The following is a 23,342-nucleotide window of genomic DNA, read 5'->3' as shown; positions in this document are numbered from 1 at the left end:
TCAGCGCTGAGCTTCCTCCTGCGTATCCGGTTATGCCTCCGGTCGCTGTGGACATCGCAAACGACGTCGTGTTCCAGTTTGTAGTCCCTGCATTGAATGCAGCATAAGAAGCCCCAGCGCTTGCCGCGCCAATGGCAACTGCTCCTGCTGCCCCGCCCGGCCCCGCCCATAGCTGACACAGCGGTACAGGCGACGGGGCCGCTCTTTCGTGTACCCATGAACTCGCAGGGGCCGCCAGCGAAAGCTGACGGCCCACGAGGCTATCCACAACGCCAGCTCAGCCCGGCGTTCTACAGTGTTCTTGCATGAAGCGATCGCCAGGGCTGGCTGAGATCACCCCCGGGAGCCACTACCGGGAAAGGCTCAACAGGCTACTCATGCTGATCCCCCTTGTCGGCCTCGCGATTCAACTTCGCCCGCAACACGGTCCCCCAAACCATCGCAGCTCCTATCACGATCACCATTGGGCCCATGACTTGGACCCATCCCCCAATCGCTTTGGAGACCACAGCGACGATCGCAGTAAGAATCGCCAGCGGAACGATGCTTTTGAGGACTTCCCGCTGCAACTTTGTCATTGATCATCCTTCATTCTCCGGACCACCTTCTCAATGCGATTCAGGCTTCGATCCATTCGAGCGAAGGACATCCTACTGGCTACCGATTGGCCTGCAGCGCTAGTACCTCCAAGGTAACCGAGCCCCGCACCGGTCGCCGTATTAATCGCAAACGAGGTGGTATTCCAGTTCTTTGTTCCCGCGTTCGAGGCAGCGTAATTTGCGGCCGCCGTGCCTGCACCGATGGCAATGGCCCCGCCCACTCCGCAGACCACGGACGCTAGACATGCAAGTCCTCCGACGGCCCCGGCGACCAGCACTCCATTCGCCAAGTAATCCCGCCAATGGTCGGAGAAGTGATCCCCGACGGCCCCTGCTGCGTCCGCGATTCCTGATACAGCCTTGCCGCCAGTATTGTCCCAGGCATTGCTCAGCCCTTTACCGATGCTGCCGAGAATTCCGTCTTTCTTGCGCCGTTCGGCTTCCTGGGCCTTGCGTCGGGCCTCCGCTTGGGCCTTGCGTTCGGCTGCGGCGCGGGCGTTTGCCTGTTCGGCCCACTGCATCTCTTTTTTGTAGTAGCTGGAGTTGTAGTAGCTGTTCCACCGCTTGTCGTAAGCGGCCACAGCCTTCCTGTACTTCTTTGTGGGCCGCCCCCTGCTGTCGAGGTAACCCCGCTTCTTGTAGCTGTTCTTCATCACCTTGGCGTTGCCGTAGCCGAGGCCCGTGAAGTCGTCGTAGATCATCCGGCCGTCGGGGTCGGAGGCCGTGATGGGGCGGTTGTTGGCGTAGGCGTAGGCGTTCATCTGCTGGGGGTCGTCGATGTCGATGAGTGGATCGACGGAGATGAAGCGGCCCAGTGTGGGGTCGTACTCGCGGGCGCCCAGGTGAACGAGGCCCGTGGGGTCGTTGGTGCCGCCGACGAAGCCACGGGAGCCGGGGAGGGCCTGGCTGGTCTCGGATCGCAGCCCGCCGAAGGGTAGTTGCTTGCGGCGGGTGACGGCGAGGGTGGTCATGGCGATGGCGGTCATGGCCGTGCCCTGGTGGTCGGAGATCAGGAAGGAGAAGCCGCTGCCGGTACGGACGGCGACGCTCTCTCCGCCGTGGGAGTAGTAGCGGATTCCCTGCTTGGTGCCGTCGGCGGCGATCTTGAGTTCGTTGTCTCCGGGGAGAGTGAGCGTCTGGCTGCCGTCCGCGTCGCGCGTGATCATGCGGTTGCCGTCGGCGTCGTAGAGGTAGCTGGTGGTCTTGCCGGACTCGGTGAGCGTCGCGAGCTGGCCTTCGTCGTTCCAGTCGAGGTCCTGGGTGCGGCTGCCGACGGTGCGTATGTCGGTGTTGCCGGCGGGGTCGTAGGTGAAGGTGCTCTTGCGGCCGTCGTCCGCGCCGCCTTCGACCGTGGTTTCCTGCACGGCGTGCGGTGTGCCTGTTCCGGGCGAGTTGACGGTGTACGTGGTGGTGACGTCGGCGCCGGCCAGGGCGCCCGTGCCGTGCTCGGTGAGCTTGGTGCGGTTGCCTATGGCGTCGTATGCGAAGGACTGCCAGTAGGGGTCGGGGCCTGCGACCGTGGTGGCTGACGGCGGTGTGGCGCAGTCGGTCTTCGCGGTCCAGGCCTCGGTCAGCCGCTGGAGGGCGTCGTTGTTGAAGCACTGGGTGTCGACGGTCCTCTGGGTGTCCTGTCCGCTGGCGGTGGTGATGCCGGTGACGTTGCCCGCGTCGTCGAAGGCGTAGGCCACGTCGTCGATCCGCTGGGGGGCGAGATCGCGATCGGTCGTCTGACGGGTCGTCCGGCCTGTGACTTCGTCGTACACCTGCGTCTTGTAGACCCTCTTGCCGAGCGTGCCGTACTCCGTGCGCACAGGGCGGGAGAACACGTCGTGGGCGGTTGAGTTGACAAGGGTCACGGAACCGGCGGTGGTCTTCTGCGGCAGGTTGCCTTCGCCGTAGACGGTCGTCTCGCGCTCGCTGGGCAGATTGCCGACGGCCGGGTGCCGGATCCATTCCTGCTGGCCGGTGTACGTGTTGTAGCCGTAAGTCCAGGTGTAGGAGCCTGCGAGGGCGCCCGCTTCGGCCGGGACGGTCACTGTTGTTGAGGTGGGCTGGTAGGCGTCGTTGTAGGCATCCGTGGTGGAGGTGTACTCCTTGCCGTCGACGTAACGGATGCTGCTGGTCGGCTGGCCCTTGGCGATGGTGTCGTAGGTCCACTTGGCCAGCAGGCTGTCGCCCTTCTTCAGCGTGGTCTTGCGCCCGATCTCGTCGTACGTGGTAGTCAGTGTGATCTTCCGCGCGTCCGTGGTCTCCACTTCACGGCCGAGCTTGTCGTGCTTGATCTCTGTCGTTCCCTTGTCCGGGTCGTCGATCACCTTGCGCTGGCCACGGGCGTCGAAGGTGTAGGTCCAGGTGTTGCCGAGAGGGTCGACGACCTGGTCCGGCTCGTCCCACTTGCCGTACGTGTAGCGGGTCTTCTGCGAAGCGGTGCGTGCGGCGTTGGTGTACTCGATCCGCTCGACGGTACGGCCCTGCGCATCCGTGACCGTGGTGGCGGCGGTGCCGCCCTTGGGCGGTATCACCGTCGTGCGGTCGCCGCCGTACACGCTCTTGGTGCGCCATTTCTCGTCGCCGTAGGTGCGGGTGATGGCGTCGGTGACGCGGCCCATGCCGTCGTACACGTTCTCCGTCATGGACGGCACGGCGTTGTCGGCGGCCTCGGCCAGGTCGGCCGAGGGGGCGCCCTCGGCGTAGTAGGCGCCGTACGACTTGTGGGCCGAGCCGCGGCTGTCGTACAGCGTCTCGGTCACGATCCGGTGGGCTGTGCCGATCGCCGGTGCCTGGGTTTCCCGCTCGCGCAGCAGTCCGTCGTACAGCTGGTAGCTGGTGGCATATGACCCGTCGTGCTGGAGAGCCTTGGTGGCCACGGCGTTCACCGCCGTCTTGGAAATGGTGTACGTGTACTGGGCTGACGGCTGGTTGGCGTGGTCCGCCTTGGACCAGCCTGGCAGCCACACCTTGACGACGCGGCCGAGGCCGTCGTGGACGGCGTCGGTGCGCTTGCGGTTGGCGTCGACGGTGGCGGTGGTCACGCCGCGGACCGGGTCGAACTCGGTGATGCTCGCATGGCCCAGGGGGTTGGTCTCAGTTTTCGAGGTGGGCGCTTCGATGCTCTTCGGAGAGTATGCGGTGCTGGTGGTCTTGTTGTCAGCGTCGGTGTCGGTCAGTTCACGGCCGTGGATGTCGTAGGTGTGTCTGGCCGTGGTCAGGTAGCCGGTGCCCGTGGCGTCCTGCTCTTCCAGGCGTGTGACGTCGCCCTTGGCGGGAGCGGTGTCCAGGCTGGTGGCGTCGTCGTAGTAGTACCGGGCGACGGAGATCAGATCGGCCGGCAGTCGCGGAGTCTTGTCGCAGGCGACCGCGACGTTCCTGATTTCCTTGGCGAGGCTGAGGATGTTCTTGCTGTCGTTCCGGGCATACGCGGTGGTCGTGCACTCCTCGTCACCGGTCTTGGCGGTGTCGCCCAGGTCGGACTCGGAGGTCACCTGGCCGTACTCGTCGAAGGTGCGCACGGTCTGGGTGGAGCGCCAGCCGTCACCGACGGCCGTGCGGGTCTTCTCGATCTTGGTTCCGGTGGAGTATGCCTTCAACGCCGACAGGCCGGAGCGGCTCTGTGTCGCGGTGGCGGCTCCATGCCAGGGCTCGTAGCTGGTGGTGCTCTCCAGCTTGCCGCCGTCGCCGTTGAAGGTGGCCTCCTCGCGGGGCATCCCGGCGAAGGCCGGGTGGTCGGTGACGGCGACGCCTTCGTGGTCCTTCACCTCGGCCCCGTCGATGCCTCGGAAATAGCGGTGCTCCTTCAGCGTCTGCTTGTCCGAGGCCGGGGCGCCCGTACGGACCTGGACCCGTCCGTAGCCTCGGCGGTCGCCGTACGTGAGGTGCTTGGCCTTGGCGAACTCGTCCTCTTCCTTGCCCCAGGACATACCGTCCAGATACGAGTAGCTGGTCTGCTTGACCGGGGCGCCGCCGGTGTTGTCCGCCTCCAGGACCTGCGTGACGACGTAGGTGTGGAACCAGTCCAGATAGGGCTCGTAGTCGGCCGCCGGCGCGTCCGGGGGCGACCACATCACGGGATAACAGCGCCGCTTGTTGGACGACGGTGTGGGTACGTCACCGGCCTTGCAGTCGGCCGCCGAGTAGGTGACCCCGATGGAGCCCCCCGTCTCGGTGTCGATGCCGTAGACGCGGTAGCGCACCATCGGCGGCACGGGGTCGGCGTCGCCGCCGGTGGTGGCGCCCTCGACACGGTTGGCCAGCTGCTGGCCCTTGAAGGTGACGGCAGGCATGACGACGTCCCCGGTGCCGGTGTGCCCGGTGCGGGTGAGGGAGGCCAGCCAGAGCGCGCGGTCCGTCCCATCACCGGTGGAGGGGAACTGGTGCGCCAGCACCCAGGTGTCCGCGCTCTTGTAGGCGCCGCCGGTCAGCACCGACGTGTCGATCTTCGTGAGGCGCTTGCGGGTCCAGAACGAGGGCGAGTAACGGTCCTTGCACTCGTCACCGGACTTGCAGTACTGGTCGAACGGCACATCCGGCCAGTTCTTGGCGTTGTCCTTGTCGAAGGTGCCGCAGTCACTCAAGCAGCGTTCTGAGACGGTGAAGTCGACCTTGGCCGCTGCCTTCTCGCTGTAGACGGAGTCGGACCGCAGCCCGTACTCGATGCGATCCAGATGCCCGCCACGCGTGTACGCGGTCGCGGTCGAGGCACCGGTGTCGGCGACGACGTTCCGTCCGTAGTGGTTGGTCTCCTTGGCCCAGTAGTAGGCCATGGCATCGGAGTGCGGGTCGACGACATAGTCGAGGTTCCACCGCCAGGCCTGTTGACACCAGGAGTCCTTGAACGCGTCCGCGTGGCACGGCTCGCTGGTGTGGTTGCCGAACACCGGCACCGTCCACGTGGAGTTGGTCTCCGGCTTGCCCTCGCTCCATCCCGGCAGACGGTTGTAGCCGAAGTGGTAGCGGGTACCGTTCGGCGTGGTGACCTGCCAGTACTCACCGTTGTTGTCGCCATTGCCGCGAGCCGTGCTGGTGAGCTTCTCGACCTTGGTGCCGTCGTCGTCCTCCAGGCGCCACTCGCCGGTCGTGTCGTCCTTGACGAGCACGCTGGACTGGCCGCCGAGGTTGAGGACCGCGTTGTCCTTCTTCCAGCACAGGTCGCCGCTCTTGTCGGTGCCGTTGCCGTCCTTGTCGTCGTCGGCACAGGAAACGTAGCGGCGCTCGATGTAGCCGGGCTCCATCGACCAGCCGTCACCGATCCAGTTGGCCTGGTTGTTGGTCGATGCTGTACGTCCATCAATGGATTGGGAGGAGTAGGACAAGCTCAGGTCCGGTGCGGCGCCGCCGGGTACCTCGGGAGTGTCGATGTCGTACGTCCATGTGAAGGCGCCGCTGGAGCCGCCGGCGGACCAGGACGCGGACGGTGACAGGGAGGTGGCCTTGAAGTCCCCGGAGGCTCCGGAGGCGGCGGCTGTCACGGCCAGGAGCACGGTGCCATCGGTGGCAGCGAGGCCACTCGTGGAGCGGGCCGCGGCAGGAGCCTTGACCACCGGCGCTGTCTCGTCTTCGGCGAGGGCATCGGCGGCCGGAAGGGCGACGGAGGCCGACAGAACCGTGGACTCGAGGTTGTTGTCTGTCGCGAGTGCCTTGCTCTTCCGGCACTCCTTCTTGTCCGGGCTGAGCAGGGCGCAGTTGGGGATCTGGCGCAACGTCAGGCGAGAGGCCCAGCCACCGCCGTAGGCGTCCTTGAAGCCGGAGTAGTCGAGCGTGACGTCGACCGTACCCCTCTCCCCTTCGAGCGGGCGCACCGCGAGAAGCACGCCGGTGACACCTGCGGCTTCTGCGGCCTCCTGGTCGAGCACCTGGACCTGCGCCCGCGCGGGGCCTGCCGCCGACTTGGCGGTCTTCGTGCGGCGCGTCCCATACGCAGCGGGAGTGTTCCCGCCTCCGCCTCGGCACTGCCCTCGGCGGGTAGGTCCACCGCTGTGGTTCCCGGCTTCGGCCAAGAGGACTTCGAAGTCCTCTTCCAGGCGTGCTTGGCGGTCTGGTCGGGCCTGGAGATCCGGTGCTTCTCGGCCGGGGAGACTGGCACCGGCTCCGGCGTCTTGAGCTTGGCCAGCGTGAGCTCGGCTGCGGCGGCCACAGGCCCGCCTAACAGGCCGGCCACCAGATAGGCCACCAATGACAGCGCGATGCAGCGTGCCCAACGCACACGTCTCTTTACCGCACGACCGGGATGTCTCGGTCTCTCCGCTCGTAAAACGGACATGGAATCCCCCCATGGAAAGTCCAGAAGCGTGAAGATCTCGCGGAAGGTATCACTGGGTAAAGCTGCCGTAAAGGGCACGTCAGGAGGCCCTTGAATTCCTGGCGAGATTTCTACCACATGACTGAAACGCACCCTTGCGGGGGTTGGTTGAACTCCGCGCGTAGCGCCTGGACTTGGGACACGTCGCGGTGTAGTGCACCCATCGACTCGTGCGAGCCAAGTCAGTGGGAAATCCTCCACAATCTCTCGTCGTGCCGCCTTGTCAAAGTTGTAGGGTGCGCTGAACGTAGCGCAGAGAATGAATAGGAGGCGTAATGAGAGAACGTCGAAGATGGCCGGGAACCGGAAAGTCTCGTCGTATGCCGATTGCCGTCGTCATGGCGGCGGCAATGGTGGCGCCGCTGGTCATGGCCCTGCCCTCGGCCGCCGATGACACACCCTCCCGTCCGCTGACCGAGCAGGGCTACTCCGCGGAGGAGTCGAAGGCGCTGACTCAGGCCGCGGAGTCGGGAGAGCCGGTGGAGTTGCTGTCTCACCGGGGTGAAGCGTCGCAGGTGTTCGCCAATCCCGAGGGCACCTTCACCGAGGAGCGGTACGCCACCGCCCAGTGGGCACGTCAGGGCAACAGACTGGTGGACTTCGACACCAGCCTGAGCACGGACGGGAACGGGAAGATCACACCGAAGGCCACTGCCGTGGGTCTTGAGTTCTCCGGCGGCGGCGAGGGGCCCCTGGCGACCATCACCCGCGACGGCCGGAGCATCTCCCTGTCCTGGCCGACGGCCCTGCCGGAGCCGGTGATCGCGAATGACACCGTCACCTACCCGGAGGTACTGCCCGACGTCGACCTCAAGCTACGTGCCGGTGCGTCTGGATTCGCGCAGCTTCTCGTGGTGAAGTCCGCTCAAGCGGCGGCCAATCCGGACCTGAAGACGGTCGCGTACGAGATGTCCAGCGACGGCGTGAACGTCAGCGTCGATGAGCACGGCAACCTGAGCGCCGTCAATCCCGGCGGACAGGAACTGTTCACGGCGCCTACACCGCGGATGTGGGACAGCTCGACCGAGAGCAGCACGGAGGCCGTGAGTCTCCGGACAACCGCAGCCGAGGACTCCGCTGATCCCTCACCGGACGGAGACGAGTTCGAACCAGGGCGGGGAGCTCAGCAGGCCGCCATCCCGGTCGAGCTCACGGACGACACCTTACGACTCACCCCCGACACGGAGCTGATGACCGGCGAGGACACCACGTACCCGGTCTACATCGACCCGTACATCGATGGCTCGCGCTACTCGTGGACCATCGCTTACAAGAAGTTCCCCAACAGCTCCTTCTACAACGGAGCCGGCTGGGGCGGCTCCGGCTCCTCCACCTCCACCGCCCGCGCGGGGTACGAGAACGAGACCAACGGCCTGGCCCGCTCCTACTTCCGGATGAACACCAAGAACCTGTGGAGCACGAACAAGCAGGTTCTGAAGTCCACTTTCCGGATCAAGAACACCTGGTCCTGGTCGTGCACTGCAAAGCCGGTGCAGCTCTGGCGCACCGCCGCGATCGGCTCGTCCACGACGTGGAACAACCGGCCCGACCGGCGCGAGCAGATGGACTCGGTCAATGATGCCAAGGGCTGGAGTTCCAGCTGCCCGGCGGGCAACCTGGCTTTCGACATCACGAAGGGAGCCAAGGACGCCGCCGCGAGCAAATGGAACACGATCACCCTGGAACTCGCCGCCTCCAACGAATCCGACGTCTACGGCTGGAAGAAGTTCGCCGCCAAGTCGGCCGTGATGTCCACCGAGTACAACACCGTGCCCAACGCGCCCACCGCCCTGGACACCTCGCCGGTCAGCACCCGCAACGCCAAGGGCTGCGGCGACGTAGCCCCGTACGGCCTGATCGGCAACACCGACTTCTACCTCACCGCCAAGGTCTCCGACCGCGACGGCGGCACGGTCAAGGCCCAGTTCCACCTGTGGGCCACCGGCCACCACGACGACGGTCCCGGCGTGTTCTTCGACAAGACCGTCTCTGTTACCTCCGGCACCGTTGCCAAGGTCAAAGTCAGCAAGGCTGAGCTCACGCCCCATCTGAAGGTGGCCGGCGGCAACTTCTCCTGGAAGGTGCAGGCCGAGGACGGCAAGGCAAGCTCCGACTGGACACCCGTCCAGGGCGCAGTCGGCTGCCGCTTCGTCTTCGACCCCACCAGGCCCAGCACCCCACCCGGCATCACGTCCAGCCAGTTCCCCGACGGCAGTGACGGCTGGCCCGCTACGACCGGCAGCGTCCGCACCCAGGGCGCCTTCGCCCTCTCCAGCGGCGGCGTCGCGGACGTGACCAGGTACGAGTACTGGACTGACACCGATCCCGCTGTCCGCACCGCAACCCCCGCCAGCGCCGGAGGCGGCGTCAACGTCAGTTTCACCCCTACCGCCGCAGGCAGCAACCACCTCTACGCCCGCAGCGTGGACAGGGCCGGCAACAAGTCGGACCAGGCGGACTATCTCTTCTACGCCAACGGCTTCAAGGAGGGCGACAAGCCCGGCGACATCAACGGCGACGGCAACCCCGACATGTGGGGCGTCGACAAGGACGGCACTCTGCGCCGCTTCTTCGGCCCCGGGGACGGCACCGCAACCGAGGCCTCGTCCACAGCGAGCAACGCCAGTTGGGCCGGGGTGAAAATCTCTCATCGAGGGGACTGGACCGGCGACGGCTACGAAGACCTCATCGCCCTCCGACACGACGCCACGACCGACACCGACCGATTGTGGATTCACCCCAACTCCGGATACGGCTTCGCCTGCACAGACTGCTCCGGCGACCTCCACGACAGCCAGGAACTCACCCTCTACGACCCCGCCAACAACCACTGGCAGCAGGCCAGTGAGATCCTCACCATCGGTGACGTGGACGGTCCGCTCGACGTGGACGACGACGGCACGCCCGATATCCCAGGCCACCCCGACCTCCTGGTCCGCAATGGTGACCTGCTGTGGCTCTACTTCGGAGCGCCCGACAACCGACTCGACAGCGACCGGGAACCCCTACTGATCGGCACCGAGGGCTGGGCGAAGTCCACGCTCATCGCCCCCGGCAATGTACGGGGGGACGACCGGGTCGACCTGATCTCCCGCAACACCGAGACCGGCGACCTCTACATCCACACCGGCACCGGCGACAACGGTGACGGCCTCGCGGACCAGTCCACCAAGATCAAGACCGGCTACGGGTTCACCACCGGGAGAGCCCCACTGGTGACCTCCCCCGGAGACGCCGACCACGACGGAGTACCAGACCTGTGGACCGTCCTCGAGACGGGCCACCTCTGGTTCGTACCCCGGATCTCCAAGGGCGACCTGCCCCTCAGGGATCTGGGTGCCGGTTGGAGCGGCTACCAAGCCCTCAGCTGAAGTGTCGGCCTGTACACACGCACGCCGGTCAGTCCGTGGGAGATGAAAGCAGATGAGACGCTTGATGACTTGGGGCGATGGAGATTCCTGCGTCCTCATCAGCCCGAAGCAGCACAGCGCGTCTTAGCTTGTTTCGTGATCCTCCGGCCCGAGAGCATCCTTGATGCTCTCGGGCCGTTCGGCGGTTTTGCCGACGCGTTCTTCGAGCCGGAGGCGGGCCAGGTCCCCGGCCCAGATGGATGCGGCGCTCGGACGGGGAAGACCGAGTGGTGGGCGGAGGTTCCTGAACCCTCGGCGGCGCACCTGCGCGGGGATGAGGCCGCCCCCGCCCCACCCCCCGACTCGGCGGGCGGTTCCCAGGGGCCGCGGAGATCATCGGTGGCCTCGCAGACGCGGCGGAGCAGTCATCACCAGGCCGCTCGCCCGACATCAGATCTGTTCGGGCCGGACAATCCCGACGACACCAATTGCGTCTTCGGGCACTGGTGGATTGCCCCCGTCGCCGAGGAGCAGCAAGAGTCCCCTGATGGAGCGTCATGCACGGTTGTCCACCGGATGTCCACCGGGACCCATCGCGTTCGTATGACCTGCCCTCTGCGAGCGGATAAAGAGCCAGGTCAGAGCACTAGATCGTCAATCTCGTCACAGAAACCAAACCTCCGACCTACGCATTGCGATGCACAGACCGCGTCTGCCCGATTGACCCGAGTTTCAAGGTCAACGAAAACAAGAAACCCCAGGTCAAAGGCCTGACCTGGGGTTCACCATGGAGCCGCCTTCGGGATTCGAACCCGAGACCTACGCATTACGAGACCGTGAGGGTCCGTGCTGCGTAGTGCCGCGTAGTACTGTGCCGTGACGTTTTGCCTGATCAGAGCACGTACGACAGGTTGACCCGTGCCACCCCGTGATGCACTGTCCAAAGGCGTCTGTCCACCGGCTGTCCACCGACGGGGCATCCGGAAGAGGTCAACCAGTGCGCGGAGAGGCTGCAAGCGTAGCTGCGACGAGACCAGACGAGCACACGAGGGTGCTTGTCCGACCTCGACACAAGCGCCTCTGATGCAGGTCGAGCTGCAGCAGCGGTCGACACGGATGGTTAGGAGGTTGCCGCTTCTCGTTCCTTCTCGGTCAGAGGCGGGCCTTGCAGGTGGGGCTTCTTGGGACCGAAGAGCATCGGGATCAGCATGTCCGGGGAGAGCAGGCGAGTTGCCGGCTTTTCCATACTCATCACGTCGAGCAGTGCCCTCATCGCGCGGGGGTTTCGGGCTCCGGTTGCAACAGCGCGGTCGACGAAGCGGGCGAGCAACCTTTCAACTGAGGTGGGTGGGGTGTCTGTGGCGCCGGGGTAGAAGGCGTCTTGGCCGACGGCGAGGTCCCACGCTGCGGCAACGGGCCGTGAGGCGGCTCGTTGGAGGCGGCGGGCTGTGCCGGGCGCTGTGAGGCCAGTGGAGCGGAGTACGTCGCGGACAGCGGTCGCGCTCTGGGCTGCGACGGTCAGGCCATGTCCGTAGACGGGGTTGTAGGTGGCGACGGCGTCGCCGAGAACGATGAAACCGTCCGGCCAGTGCTTCGCTTTCTCGTAGTAGCGGCGGCGGTTGGCGGTACCGCGCGTGGTGACGATGTCGCTGACGGGTTCGAGCTTCTGGAGCAGCTCGCCTATGACCGGGTGGCCGAAGCCCAGGGCAAAAGCAGCGAAGGCGTCCGGGTCGGCGGTGGGTTCGCCGCCGCGTGTGCCTCCCAGAGTGACGAGCCACTGGTTGTTCTCGATGGGGAGGATGATGCCGCCCCGGCCAGGGGCCTGTCTGGGGTTGGCCTGCACGTTGATCAGCGGGAAGTCGCTGCCGACACAACTCGGAGCCTTGTAGAGGCGAGTTGCGTAGGTGACGCCAGGATTGACTTCCCGTTCAGTTGCTCTGGGGATACCTAGGCCGACGAGCCACTGTGAGGCACGGGAGCCGCGGCCGGAGGCGTCGACGATGAGGTCGGCGTTCAGGGCGAATGCTTCCTCGCCGGTACGGACACGGAGGCCGGTCACCTGGGTGGCGGTGCCCTCCAGCGACAGGGCAGTGGTCGTGTCCCGGAATGTGATCCGTGCATTGGTGAGGACGCGGTCACGTACGACGGCGTCGAGCAGGTCTCTGGAGCACACCACATTGCGGTGGTGAGTGGACCGGAAACGGCGGAACCACACGCCGTTGGGGGAACGGGAGACCATGTCGCCCATGATGTGGGCCATGCGCCCGCCCCGGGCAACGACGTCGTCGGTTAGACCGGGCAGAAGGTCGTTGAAGGCCCGGACGCCGCCGCTCCACACAACGTGCGCGTGCCGTGCCTGGGGAACGCCTCGGCGCGGTTCGGGCCCCTTGGGCAGGGTGTCGCGTTCGATGACTTCGACGTCGGCGAACTCAGCGAGAGCTGCGGCGGCGAAGAGCCCGGCGGCGCTGGCGCCGATGACGACTGCGGTGGGCCGGCGGGTGGTGGCGCTGTCAGGCATGTGCGTTCATGCTTTCTGTTCCGGTTGCCCGCTGGTGGAGGCTGTTGGCGGTGGCAGGGCTGTCGAGGGCGACGGAGATGGCGTCGATGTGATCGGTGATCTCGGCGCCGATCCGTGGGGACTGTCCGCTGACGGAGACAGGTGTGCCGTTGGTGTAGGCGGAGATCGCGTCGCGGATGGCGACGGCTCCGGCGATGGCGCGGGCCTTGGGCTCGGGGTAGGTGGTGTCTGCCTCCGTGTACGCCTGGTGGTACAGGGCCGTGTTGTAGTACGGGGCGAGCAGGCGCAGAGAGTCGTGGATGCGCTGGCGGCGCTGCAGCAAACGCAGCTCTAGTGGAACCCAGTACCCGAACCGTGCCGTTGCTGCGGCGGGGGCCAGGACGAGTACCGCGCGCCACAGTGGTCTCAACCGGCGGTACTCGCGCCGGTTTTGGTTCCACTCCTTGAGGGCCGGGCCGGCCTGGGGAGTGATGAAGCCTATGGCTGCGAACACCCCCTCCATGAGTGCCAGAGGTGGTGCGGCCTTTGTACTGAGCCAGTCCCAGTCAGCGCCGGACCAGCGGGCCGTGATCGCAGTCAGTTTGCTTATGTCGAAGGCCAGGCCTAGGACGAAAGAGCCTTGCAGGAAGACGACCCCTGACTTCAGCCAGGGGTTCTGGACTGCCTTGAACCACTTCCAGAGCATGAACGCCGAGGCGGAACACGTGGTGAAGTGCGCGAGCAGGTAGAGCAGGATGTGTTCACGCATCCACGGGGTGCTGGCGTAGTAGGTGTCGAGGTCGTAGATCCGCACGTCCGGCGCATCGGCAAGGAAGAAAGTGACCCACAGAACTACGATCATGCCGGTGTAGATGGCATAGATGCGCCGGATCTTGCGCCGTCGGTGCTCGGACGGTTCCTCGCTCCAGCGCATGATCATGGCCAGGCCGGTGGCCCCGGACGCGGTCAGGAACGAATAGGCCCAGGGTGCCGCTATGTTCGGGACACCCGTGACTTCGTTGAGGCGCTCGATGTTGACGGGAATGATGACGGTGAACGCAGCCGTGGCCCAGACAAGCAGCAGGGTTGTTGCTCTTACCTCGGGGTTGCGCCAGGCTCGGATGAACGTCGGGATCTTGAAGAACAGCGCAAGCGCCAGCAGGACGGCAGGGACCGAGTAAGGGACGTAGATCATAAAAGTATGCGTCCACCGCGGTTGGTGAGCGACACGTTGATGCGTCCCTCGAGAGTCGACTCACTGACGGGCCCTTCGGCGTAGCGGCCCTTCACCCATGCACGGACCTCGCTGCCGAACAGCAGGCCAAAGGTCTCCGCTGCCGCCTCGCGCTCCGAAAGGGACTCCGCACGCGCCGCGCCCATCCGGATCGCTTCGCGTGGCACGTCCTGGTCGGTCAGGATCTGATCGACTACGCGCTGCAGCGTGCCGGGGGCCTGGTCGGGCACGAGCGCGCGGGCGGCAGCTGCCAATCCGGGGGCGTGGTGGCCGCAGTCGCCTTGTTCCTCGTGCCACAGTTCGTGTCCGAGGATGACCAGCTGTGCCTCCGGAACGGTTGCTTTCTCGACCACGATGATCGACCGATCCCCGCAGTCCAGGCGCATGCCGGACACGGGAATGTCTGAGGGAAAGCGCCGGAACAGGAGTTCAATCGGGCGTCCGGTGCGAACACTCATCGCCCGGCAGAACTCCCGCATGACCTCCTCCGCGTCTGCCGGCCGGTCGACCGAATGAGCTGCTTCTCTCCCGAGCGCAGACAAAAGTGATTTCATGGCTCGGATGCTCAACGGGCTGAGTCTCCCCCCGAGGGCAGGACCGACCGGATAACGCCGGCAAGGAGTACCTCAAGCTGCTCAGGTGTCAGGGAACCGGCGTGCCTGAGGTCGGCGTTGACGACGCCGTACTTCTTCATCAGCGCCTGGACAGGATCGGACGCGGGGTTCTCGTACTTCTGGAGGATCGGCTGGAGAACACGATTGAGTGAGTCCTCCGCTGACATGGTGAAGAACGTCTCCCCTCCTTCGACGTCGAAGAAATCCGCGAAGTCGTGGAGCAAGGGCACGTTGGGCATCTTCTCGCCCTTGAGTAGCTTTCGCGCCCAAACTTCGGAGACCGCGAGGCGATCAGCGACCTCAGAAACAAGGTCGCTCAGCTTCTTGTCCGTACGAGACAAGTAGTCCTCCGCCAGGGCCTTGATGCGCGCGCAGACCCTTTGCTGCACAGTGTCCGGTGGCGGGCTACCACCGCGAAGCAACTCACGGACGATGTTCTCAGGAAGAGCCGTCTGAGCTGCCAGCTCTCGGGAGTTGAGACTCTCCGTCTCACGGTGCGCACTGAGGCGCCGAAGAGTTTCGGTGAGAGGTTGCTCCACCAATCGCTCCCAAGGTCGGTGTGCCTGTCCCACGCACATTACTCGGCTCGTCAGCAGTCCTTCAAACGATCGTTCCGTGGCAGGAAACGATCGTTGACACGCTTGCGGGGGCGTAGCAAGATCCGGCAGCGGAATCGTTCGATCCGACGAGTCCACGTGATCGTCGATCGGTAGGCACCCACCGAAAGAGCCATCTATGCCTAGAGAGTCACCGCCGTGTGCGACGTTCCCGCATGCGCATTTTCCTCACACCGCATGCCAGGCGACCCGAGGGCGCTTGGCAAAGATTTTTGATCATGGATCAGTGCTGGTCGGCCGGAGGCCGAGGAGGGCCCACTGGTAGGGCGAGGGCTGTGGTGCGGAACTAGTGAATAACGAGGTTACGCAGGAGCCATGCTCTCCGGGCCGTGACCGGCACGGACCTTGGAGACGTCCTCACGGGCGGCGGTGTCCCGGAACAAGTGGAGCGGGTTTTCGATCACCCAGTGCGCCCTCAGGTTCTTCGCGATCCGCTCAGGGGATACCGGGCCGCTGGTCAGGTCGGTGATGACGTAGACCGTCTCCCGGCTCCGTTTACCGGTCCTGGTGTCGATGAGATGCCGTACCGCCCTGGCGACTTGATCGCCGCACCGGACGCCGACGCGTTTGCCGGTGACTGAACACACGAGCCCAAACCTAGCCCTGATCACGTTCGCCCCGCGCGCCCCGTTCCGGACGGCACGAAACTCATCCGGACAGGGCCCCCACGACAGCGTTGTCACGACTCCCGGCTCGCACAGCCCACCGGCCCATCGAGGACCGCAATACCGACCAGGCAGATTTCGGTCCCGCGCCGACCACGCGGAGGCCGGGCCCACGGGGCTGCCTCGGTCATCACCGCGCCGGTAAGTCAACGACTTGGCGCGTTTTTTGAGCACATCCGAACTATGGGGGGGGGAACAGCAGGATGTTACCTGTGTCTGGTGTCGCGAATGTCCGCCGACAGAGCGGTGAGACCACGACACCGCTCTATGTCCAGATCAAGGTGAGACTCAGAGCAGACATAGCGTCCGGCCTGTATGCCCGGGGAGAGCAACTTCCCCCGGCGGACCAACTCGGCAAGAAATACGGGGCCAACAAGAACACCGTTCTGCGGGCACTGCGGATGCTGCGGAGCGAGGGAATCATCGATTTCGGCCGTGGCCGCGGCCCCGTCGTCCTCCATTCCTCACATCCGATGAACATGGACGACATCTCCGCACAACTCCAGCAGGTCGTCAACCTGGCGGATGTATCCGGCATTTCACGCACCGCGATCATCTCCGCCATCGAGCGAATGCCTCGCGTGGTGGCGCGCCACGGGAGGACGCAGTGCGGTCCACTCCACTCGCCGCAGGCCCGGCGGACTCTGTGACACCACTGCTGGATCGGCGTGGTACCAATGAAGCTCATACGGAGAGTGAAGAAGAACCTAAGAAAGCCAGGTCGATCCACTGCGCCGGGTCTACCCGCCCCACGAGTGGACGGCACGTCTTCGCGCTGGTGGCAGCCATGTCGGTGGACGCCGAACGGCGGACCGGGGGTGGCCACCCAAAGTGGTGGGCCCGGACTGCTTCTTGATCGGTTCTCGGAGTGGGACCAAGATTTTCTCTGTGAGCGGCACCCGATTTCCCGAAATCGAGTGCCGCCCCGTCAGAAATTCCCGTGAGAGAAAGGACAAGGAATATGGCCAGGAAGGTCTACGAGGTTCCGGCGCTGTCCAAGGCCGGCGACTTCCGCAAGGACACCGGATTCCTGAAGCGCGGGCCGCACGAGCCCAAGGTCCGTCTGCCGCTGGGCCTGTAGTCCGATGACAGACCACGGCGAGGGATGGTTCACGCTGTTCCCGGACTGTGAGGCCGCCCTCGCCGTGGCCTCCCGCATGGTGACACGTGCTGCTCGAACCATCGCCCACCCCTCCGGAAACCCGTTTATTTTGGGCGACTGGCTCACCTCCGTCCAAGCCCGCAACGGACACGGCCTGTTCGTGGCGCTGATCGGGCACACGCCCGTCGGTCAACGCGAACTCGAAGCCCACATCGCCGACGTGAGGGACATCGACGCACTCGACCGCCTGACTGCACGCCTGCCCGGCGACTTCCACGCCGTCGTGGAGGCACACGGCGAGATCCACGCCCGCGGCACGGCCGGCGGGCTGCGCCGCCTGTTCCACGCCACCGTCGGCGAGGTCACCGTGTCCGCCAACCGCGCCGACACTCTGGCGCGGTTGCTCGACGCACCACTGGACGAGGACATGCTCGCCCTTCGTCTCCTGGACTTCGTACCCCATCCGCTGGGTGACGTGCCGCTGTGGCGCGGTGTGCACGCCGTCGTTCCCGGCGACCTCCTCCGGTTCGGCCGGGGCAGGGCCGGGACGGTCCGCTGGTGGGAACCCCCGCACACCCATGTCCCGCTCGTCGAGGGTGCCGAGGCACTGCGCGAGGCACTCGACGACGCCGTACGTTTCCGGGTGGCCGCGGCCGAAACGGTCAGCTGCGACCTGTCCGGCGGCCTGGACTCCACCACCATCTGCGCCCTAGCCGCCCGAGCGAGCGCGGAGCCGCTGCCCGCGCTCACCATGCCCAGCCGGGACATCGGTGACGACGACGTGCACTGGGCCCGGCTGGCGGCGTCCGAGATCGACGGCCTGGAACACATCCTGCTGGACATCGACGAGATCCCGCTGTTCTACAGCGGTCTGCTCGACGTCACCGGTCCCGTCGACGAACCGCTGCCCACGATCATCGACCAGCCCCGCCAACTGGTCGGCCACGACGGGCTCCTCGCCCGTGGCTCGCGGCTGCACTTCACCGGCATGGGCGGCGACCACGTCCTGTGGGGGCACCCCGCCCATCACCGGGATCTGCTGACCACCCGTCCGCTCAAGGCGCTGCGCAGCATCCGGGGTTACCGTGCCCAGAACCGCTGGTCATTGCGGGAGACGGTGTCGGTGCTCACCGACCGGCGGCCGTACGGCCAGTGGCTGGCGGACACCGCCGACCGGATCACCGCCCCCCGGCCGGCCCCGCACAGTCCGGACGTCTTCGCCTGGGACATACCGCCGCGGTTGCCGACGTGGGTCACACCCGACGCCGCCGACTCCGTACGCAGGAAGCTACGGGAGGCCGCGGCGACGGCCGAGCCTCGTGGCGCCACCCACGCGCTGCACAACGAACTCCACACGCTTCACCACGGGACGCGCGCCACCCGCGTTCTGCACCAGGTAGCAGAGCACAGCGGACTGCCGCTGGCCAGCCCGTTCCTGGACGACCGGGTCATCATGGCGTGCTGGTCCGTACGTTCCGAGGAGCGCACCACCCCTTGGGAGTTCAAGCCGCTGCTGAAGACGGCGATGCGCGGTCACGTACCCGACGCCTTGCTGCGGCGTACCACCAAGGGCGAGGCATCGGTCGACGCGGCCAACGGCCTGCGGGAGAACCGGGTGCGGTTGGCCGAACTGTGGCGGGAGTCGCACCTCGCCAAGGCCGGCCTCGTCGATGCCAAACGCCTCGTGGACATCACCCTCCGACCCTCCTCGCCCGAACTGCGGCACGGCGGCCTCGACGCCACGCTCGCCTGCGAGATCTGGCTTCGCACCATCTGAAGGGGAACATCTCCATGCAATTGCGCGAGGACGTGTCCTTGGTCGACACGGACTACGGCAAGGTCCTGCTGAACGGCGGTACGGGCGAGTACTGGGAACTCAACCCGACCGGTGGTCTGATCCTGGCGGCCCTACTCGAAGGCAGTCCGGCCGAGGAGATCATCGGCACACTGTGCGCCGAGTTCGAGGTGGACGAGGACCGCGCGGCCACCGACGTGGCCGCGCTGCTGTCCGCCCTGCGCGAGGCCCGGCTGGTGAGGGCATGAGCTTCCACCCGGTGCCGGAGACGCATACGGGAACGTCGTTCGGGCAACGCGCCCAGGCCCGTGTCGCCGTCGCAGTGGCGCGGCCGCTCCTGCTTCTCCCGCCGGCCCGCCTGGGCCGGCTGCTCCGCCGCGTGGCGCGCGGAGCCCGCCCGGCCGGTCACGACAGAGCCCTTCGCGCCCGCCGAGCGGTCACCACCGTCAGCGCGGTGTGCGCCGGACGGGAGGGCTGTCTGCCTCGTTCCGTCGCCACGGCCCTGCTGTGCCGGGCCAGGGGAGAGTGGCCCACCTGGTGCGTCGGCGTCCGCAGCGCGCCGCCGTTCGGCGCCCACGCCTGGGTCGAGGCGGATGGCCGACTGGTGGGCGAGGAGCTGCCCCAGGGCTACTTCCAGGTGCTGATCGGTGTGAGCCCCGGGGCAGGGAAGAGGGGTCGCTCATGAGCGGCGACGTCAAGGCGACCGCTGCCGGGGGCACCGGGGCGGTCCAGGACCAGGCGGGGTCGGCCCAGGAGACCGACGGCCCACGCATCGGCGATCTGCTGCGCCTGCTGCGGGGCAGCGGCCGTACCGTGGTCGCGGCGCTCGTGCTGACGGTCACGGGTACGGTGGTCGGCCTGTTCCAGCCGCTGCTGACCATGCGTCTGATCGACCGGGTCTCGGCCCACGAAGCCGTCGCTTCGCTCGTCGTGGCCCTGACCGCTCTCTTCCTCGCCCAGGCGGCGCTGGAGGCCGGCGGTCAGTACCTGCTGGACGTGACCGGCGAAAGCGTAGTCCGGCGGCTGCGGCGCCGGCTCGTCGAGCGACTGATGTTCGTCCGGATCCAGGAACTCGACGGCCGGCGGACCGGCGATCTGCTGTCACGGGTCGGGACCGACACCACCGTGCTGCGCGACATGGTGGCCGGCAGCTTCGTCCAACTCGTCACCGTAGGCGTCACCGGCGTCGGTGCCGCGGGGCTGATGCTCTGGATCGACCCGGTGATGTTTCTCATGGTCTCCGCGACACTTGTGGTCGCCGCCGTCCTCGTCGCCGGTGTGATGGCCGGCATCCGCAGCAGCACCGAGCAGGCCCTCGCCGGCGTCGGAGCGATGACCGCCGACCTCGAACGCGCGCTCGGCGGCATCAGGACGGTCCGTGCCGCCCGTGCCGAGCGCCGGGAGGCCGAACGCATCGGAGCGGACGTCGACACCGCCTACACCGCGGGACTGCGCTCCGCGCGGCTGGGCTCCGTCGTGGGACCGGCCATGGAGATCGCGGTCAACGGTTCGTTCCTCCTCGTCCTGTTGATCGGCGCGGTCCGTGTGTCGAACGGATCGATGACCGTCAGCGAGCTCGTGGCGTTTCTCCTGTTCGCCACCTACCTCGTCATGCCGCTCGCGGGACTCTTCAACGCGCTCAGCCTCATCCAGCGCGGCCTGGGATCGCTCGGCCGGATCGAGGATGTCCTGGGGCTGCCCGTGGAAGAGGTCACGCAGGCGTCGGCGACGCCACCCGCGGCTTCCTCATCGACGCTGCTCGATCTGCGGAACGTCACCTTCTCGTACGGTGAACGGCCCGTGCTGCGCGACGTCTCCTTCACGGTGCCGCGGACCGGCATCGTCGCGCTCGTGGGACGCTCCGGTGCCGGGAAGACCACCATCGTGTCGCTCGTGGAGAAGTTCTACGAGCCCGACGGCGGACACATCGCCTTCGACGGCACGGATATCCGCGATGTCGACCCGCGCGCGCACCGTGCCCGGATCGGTCTCGTAGAGCAACACGCGCCCCTGCTGCACGGAACCCTGCGCGACAACCTGGTGTACGCGACTCCGGCGGCGGACGAGGAAAGCCTTCGCGAAACGCTGCGAATGGTCAACCTCGAAGAACTCGTCGAACGCCTTCCGGACGGGCTGCGGACAGAAGTCGGTGACCGCGGTTTCAATCTCTCCGGCGGAGAACGCCAACGAGTCGCCATTGCTCGCGCATTGCTGGGCCGACCGCATCTCCTGCTGCTGGACGAACCTACATCGCAACTCGACCTCATCAACGAACGGGAAATCACCGAGATGTTACGGAAAATATCCCGGAAACACGCTCTGCTGGTGGTGGCCCATCGAATGTCGACGGTACGCGCGGCCGACCGGATCGTCGTCTTGGACGATGGCCGGGTCAGCGCCATGGGCACGCACGAACAATTGCTCACCGACGACCCGTTCTACCGACGGCTGACCACCGACCATCTCAAACACCCTGACGCGGACAGGAGCATGGCAGCACCGTGAGTGGCACCGGCGCACCCCCTTCCGGCTCCGCATGCGCGGAGCCGCACTGGAGACCGGCCCTGGACCGAGTGGGCCGGCTCACCCCCCGCGAGCAGGAGACCTTTCTTCTACTCGCCGAAGGACTGTCCAACGAGGCAATGGCGCAGCACCTCCACGTGAGCGAGCGGACCGTACGTGCCCATGTGGCAGCCGTCATGGAGAAACTGGAACTCGGTTCCCGCCTGACGGCGTGCCTGGCGTCGTACATATTCTTGACGGAAAGACGATCCGACGCCCCCCCGGGCGAGCTGGATAAATCCAGAAGCTGACTCCGGAAATATTGTCGTCACGGCCAATAGAAACTCCCTGACACGATTCGACATGATTCTTTGCACGCCGGGAAAACACCGGCGCTCCCGGCTGGCCTCACGGCCGGGAAAGGAATCACGAAAGGAAATAAAATGTCGGACGCATTCGACCTCGACGCCCGGATCTCCGCTCCCTCCGTCGGCCCCGCCGGTGAGCAGGCGCCCCCGCCGTCCATCTCGCAGATCGCGACCAAGACGGTCTGCACCAAGAGTGTCTGCCAGGTCACCAGCACCTGCGCCTGCACCTCGGTGTGCACGGTCTTCTGCTCGCCCGGTAAGTGATCTCAGGCTGAACGCCTGACGGGTGCCGCCGTGCCCGCGTCACGGCGGCACCCGTCATACAGAGCCCGAGAGACACGCCGAACAGACAGGGACAGACCATGCAACTCGCCCACCACGGTACGGGGACCAGGATCCGCGCGGCCGACCTCGGACTCGTGCACCGCGTACGGACGGCCGTCCAGCACGTCGTCGCACAGACGTCGACCACGGCGCAGGTCGACCACCTGGCGTTGCTCGCCGCCGAACAGAGTGACACGTCCGGCGGCTGGTACCCGCCCAGTGTCGCCCACGGGCAGGCGGGTACGGCGCTCCTGCACCTCTACGCCGCACGGGCGGACATGGGCGACCTCGACACGGCCTTCGCACACATGCGCGAGGCGGTTCTGTCCACCCAGGTCGAACCCCTCGACCACCATGGTCTGTTCGCCGGCACCAGCGGCCTCGCCCTCGCGCTCGCGGACGTCACCCGCGACGAGCCCCGCTTCCGCCCCAGCCTGGACCGGCTGTACGAACAACTCGCCGACCAGATCCTCGCCGCGCCACCGCGACAGACCGAGCGGGCCGTCAGCGACCTGGACTACGACCTCGTGACCGGAGCGGCCGGCACCCTCGTCCAGCTCAGCTCCCTCACCGAACCAACCGACCGGATCTCCGAGGCCGCCGGCGCACTCGTCGACTACCTGATCTGGCTCAGCCGACCTGCCGAGACCGCAGGCACACCGCACCGCTGGCTCATCACCCCGGCGTACTACCCGCCCGTCGCCGACTACCACGCCAAATACCCGCACGGCTACCTCAACCTGGGCCTGTCGCACGGAGTTCCGGGGGTGGCCGCCGCGCTCGCCGTCGCCTGGGAGGCTGGCCACCGCCGCCCGGGCCACCTGGAGGCCGTCGCCACCTTCACTCGCTGGATCCGGGCCCAGGCCGCCGTCGACGAGCACGGCCCCGTGTGGGGCGACGGCACGCCCGTCGACGAGCACGGTCAGGAGGTCACCTCCGGGTCCGGACACGATCGGGTCGCCTGGTGCTACGGCAGCGTGGGCGTCGCCGGCGCGCTCCTGACCATCGCCACGGCCACCGCGGACGAGGAACTGCACGCCGCCGCCGTCGCGGCCTTCGACGCCGCACTGACCCGTGCTCGAGATCTCGCACCGCTGTCACCCACTCTCTGCCACGGCCTCGCCGGACTCGTCATGCTCGCCCTGGAGTTCGCGCCCTGGAGCGCGACCGCCCGCGACCGGCTGCCGGAGCTGGTCGGGCAGTTGCTCGACCGACACGATCCGGACCGCCCGCTCGGCTTCACGGACGTGCCCCGCCCCGGACAGGCCGTCGACGATCCGGGGCTCCTCACCGGGGCCACCGGCGTCGCCCTCACCCTGCTCGCCGCCATCGGCGAGGAGCGACCCCACTGGTTCCGCATCTTCCTCGCCCGGTGACGGC

The 23,342-nt window shown here is 66.5% G+C and carries 17 protein-coding genes; 10 read left to right on the top strand and 7 right to left on the bottom strand.

Annotated features, from left to right (window positions below; genetic code table 11):
• Nucleotides 1-371 precede the first annotated feature (371 nt).
• Together GWK25_RS02330 and GWK25_RS44455 are read right to left on the bottom strand one after the other, a co-directional pair.
• A complete protein-coding gene (locus tag GWK25_RS02330; RefSeq protein WP_215448269.1) occupies nt 372-578 on the bottom strand; it encodes a hypothetical protein in 207 nt (68 codons plus the stop codon).
• On the bottom strand, nt 575-6,406 hold the full coding sequence (locus GWK25_RS44455) for an RHS repeat-associated core domain-containing protein (protein WP_251828667.1): 5,832 nt from the start codon (nt 6,404-6,406) through the stop codon (nt 575-577). The genes GWK25_RS02330 and GWK25_RS44455 overlap by 4 nt, the downstream gene beginning before the upstream one ends.
• A gap of 808 nt (nt 6,407-7,214) precedes the next feature.
• Between GWK25_RS44455 and GWK25_RS44185 the strand changes: the two genes are divergently transcribed.
• Entirely contained in the window at nt 7,215-10,265 is a 3,051-nt protein-coding gene (locus tag GWK25_RS44185) for an FG-GAP-like repeat-containing protein (protein WP_286014510.1), read from the top strand.
• 1,099 nt (nt 10,266-11,364) lie between these two features.
• Here GWK25_RS44185 and GWK25_RS02315 read toward each other — a convergent pair.
• From GWK25_RS02315 to GWK25_RS02295, 5 genes are all read right to left on the bottom strand, one after another.
• Nucleotides 11,365-12,762, bottom strand: coding sequence for an NAD(P)/FAD-dependent oxidoreductase (locus tag GWK25_RS02315; protein ID WP_215448267.1), 1,398 nt, complete (start codon nt 12,760-12,762; stop codon nt 11,365-11,367).
• Nucleotides 12,755-13,936 (bottom strand): MAB_1171c family putative transporter, encoded by a 1,182-nt coding sequence (locus tag GWK25_RS02310; RefSeq protein WP_215448266.1) that lies wholly within the window; start codon nt 13,934-13,936, stop codon nt 12,755-12,757. Before GWK25_RS02310 ends, GWK25_RS02315 begins: the two co-directional genes overlap by 8 nt.
• On the bottom strand, nt 13,933-14,529 hold the full coding sequence (locus GWK25_RS02305) for a toxin (protein ID WP_251828666.1): 597 nt from the start codon (nt 14,527-14,529) through the stop codon (nt 13,933-13,935). The genes GWK25_RS02310 and GWK25_RS02305 overlap by 4 nt, the downstream gene beginning before the upstream one ends.
• Before the next feature lie 11 nt (nt 14,530-14,540).
• Nucleotides 14,541-15,128 carry a hypothetical protein gene (locus tag GWK25_RS02300; RefSeq protein WP_308404158.1) on the bottom strand — a complete coding sequence of 196 codons (588 nt, stop codon included), beginning with the start codon at nt 15,126-15,128 and terminating at the stop codon, nt 14,541-14,543.
• Between the two features lie 380 nt (nt 15,129-15,508).
• Entirely contained in the window at nt 15,509-15,889 is a 381-nt protein-coding gene (locus GWK25_RS02295; protein ID WP_215448263.1) for a hypothetical protein, read from the bottom strand.
• A 185-nt stretch (nt 15,890-16,074) separates the two neighbouring features.
• Here GWK25_RS02295 and GWK25_RS02290 point away from each other — a divergent pair, with 185 nt between their 5' ends.
• The 9 genes from GWK25_RS02290 (at nt 16,075) to GWK25_RS02250 (ending at nt 23,338) form a co-directional block, all read left to right on the top strand.
• Nucleotides 16,075-16,521, top strand: coding sequence for a GntR family transcriptional regulator (locus GWK25_RS02290; RefSeq protein ID WP_159771011.1), 447 nt, complete (start codon nt 16,075-16,077; stop codon nt 16,519-16,521).
• A 311-nt stretch (nt 16,522-16,832) separates the two neighbouring features.
• Nucleotides 16,833-16,952, top strand: coding sequence for a keywimysin-related RiPP (locus GWK25_RS02285; protein ID WP_009303044.1), 120 nt, complete (start codon nt 16,833-16,835; stop codon nt 16,950-16,952).
• Between the two features lie 4 nt (nt 16,953-16,956).
• Entirely contained in the window at nt 16,957-18,750 is a 1,794-nt protein-coding gene (locus GWK25_RS02280; protein ID WP_215448262.1) for an asparagine synthase-related protein, read from the top strand.
• 14 nt (nt 18,751-18,764) lie between these two features.
• The gene (locus GWK25_RS02275; RefSeq protein WP_215448261.1) at nt 18,765-19,016 is read left to right on the top strand and encodes a lasso peptide biosynthesis PqqD family chaperone; all 252 of its coding nucleotides are present in this window, start codon (nt 18,765-18,767) and stop codon (nt 19,014-19,016) included.
• Nucleotides 19,013-19,453, top strand: coding sequence for a lasso peptide biosynthesis B2 protein (locus GWK25_RS02270; RefSeq protein WP_251828664.1), 441 nt, complete (start codon nt 19,013-19,015; stop codon nt 19,451-19,453). The genes GWK25_RS02275 and GWK25_RS02270 overlap by 4 nt, the downstream gene beginning before the upstream one ends.
• A complete protein-coding gene (locus GWK25_RS02265) occupies nt 19,450-21,273 on the top strand; it encodes an ABC transporter ATP-binding protein (RefSeq protein ID WP_215448260.1) in 1,824 nt (607 codons plus the stop codon). The genes GWK25_RS02270 and GWK25_RS02265 overlap by 4 nt, the downstream gene beginning before the upstream one ends.
• The gene (locus GWK25_RS02260; protein ID WP_308404157.1) at nt 21,270-21,581 is read left to right on the top strand and encodes a helix-turn-helix transcriptional regulator; all 312 of its coding nucleotides are present in this window, start codon (nt 21,270-21,272) and stop codon (nt 21,579-21,581) included. The genes GWK25_RS02265 and GWK25_RS02260 overlap by 4 nt, the downstream gene beginning before the upstream one ends.
• A 132-nt stretch (nt 21,582-21,713) precedes the next feature.
• Complete coding sequence (locus GWK25_RS02255; protein ID WP_215448258.1) at nt 21,714-21,902, top strand: FDLD family class I lanthipeptide; 189 nt, start codon at nt 21,714-21,716, stop codon at nt 21,900-21,902.
• 98 nt (nt 21,903-22,000) lie between these two features.
• Nucleotides 22,001-23,338 (top strand): lanthionine synthetase C family protein, encoded by a 1,338-nt coding sequence (locus GWK25_RS02250; protein WP_215448257.1) that lies wholly within the window; start codon nt 22,001-22,003, stop codon nt 23,336-23,338.
• The last annotated feature ends 4 nt before the right edge of the window (nt 23,339-23,342 follow it).

The organism is Streptomyces sp. ATCC 21386 (assembly GCF_018728545.1).
Taxonomy (GTDB): Bacteria; Actinomycetota; Actinomycetes; order Streptomycetales; family Streptomycetaceae; genus Streptomyces.
Note: the sequence above shows the minus strand (reverse complement) of the source record. Positions and strands in the feature narration are given on the sequence as shown.

Bases quoted from the DNA above. Each gene is read 5' to 3' on its own strand.
- GWK25_RS02330 (WP_215448269.1), bottom strand. From the start codon at position 578: ATGACAAAGTTGCAGCGGGAAGTCCTCAAAAGCATCGTTCCGCTGGCG.
- GWK25_RS44185 (WP_286014510.1), top strand. From the start codon at position 7,215: ATGCCGATTGCCGTCGTCATGGCGGCGGCAATGGTGGCGCCGCTGGTC.
- GWK25_RS02315 (WP_215448267.1), bottom strand. From the start codon at position 12,762: ATGCCTGACAGCGCCACCACCCGCCGGCCCACCGCAGTCGTCATCGGC.
- GWK25_RS02310 (WP_215448266.1), bottom strand. From the start codon at position 13,936: ATGATCTACGTCCCTTACTCGGTCCCTGCCGTCCTGCTGGCGCTTGCG.
- GWK25_RS02305 (WP_251828666.1), bottom strand. From the start codon at position 14,529: ATGAAATCACTTTTGTCTGCGCTCGGGAGAGAAGCAGCTCATTCGGTC.
- GWK25_RS02290 (WP_159771011.1), top strand. From the start codon at position 16,075: ATGTTACCTGTGTCTGGTGTCGCGAATGTCCGCCGACAGAGCGGTGAG.
- GWK25_RS02285 (WP_009303044.1), top strand. From the start codon at position 16,833: ATGGCCAGGAAGGTCTACGAGGTTCCGGCGCTGTCCAAGGCCGGCGAC.
- GWK25_RS02280 (WP_215448262.1), top strand. From the start codon at position 16,957: ATGACAGACCACGGCGAGGGATGGTTCACGCTGTTCCCGGACTGTGAG.
- GWK25_RS02275 (WP_215448261.1), top strand. From the start codon at position 18,765: ATGCAATTGCGCGAGGACGTGTCCTTGGTCGACACGGACTACGGCAAG.
- GWK25_RS02270 (WP_251828664.1), top strand. From the start codon at position 19,013: ATGAGCTTCCACCCGGTGCCGGAGACGCATACGGGAACGTCGTTCGGG.
- GWK25_RS02265 (WP_215448260.1), top strand. From the start codon at position 19,450: ATGAGCGGCGACGTCAAGGCGACCGCTGCCGGGGGCACCGGGGCGGTC.
- GWK25_RS02255 (WP_215448258.1), top strand. From the start codon at position 21,714: ATGTCGGACGCATTCGACCTCGACGCCCGGATCTCCGCTCCCTCCGTC.
- GWK25_RS02250 (WP_215448257.1), top strand. From the start codon at position 22,001: ATGCAACTCGCCCACCACGGTACGGGGACCAGGATCCGCGCGGCCGAC.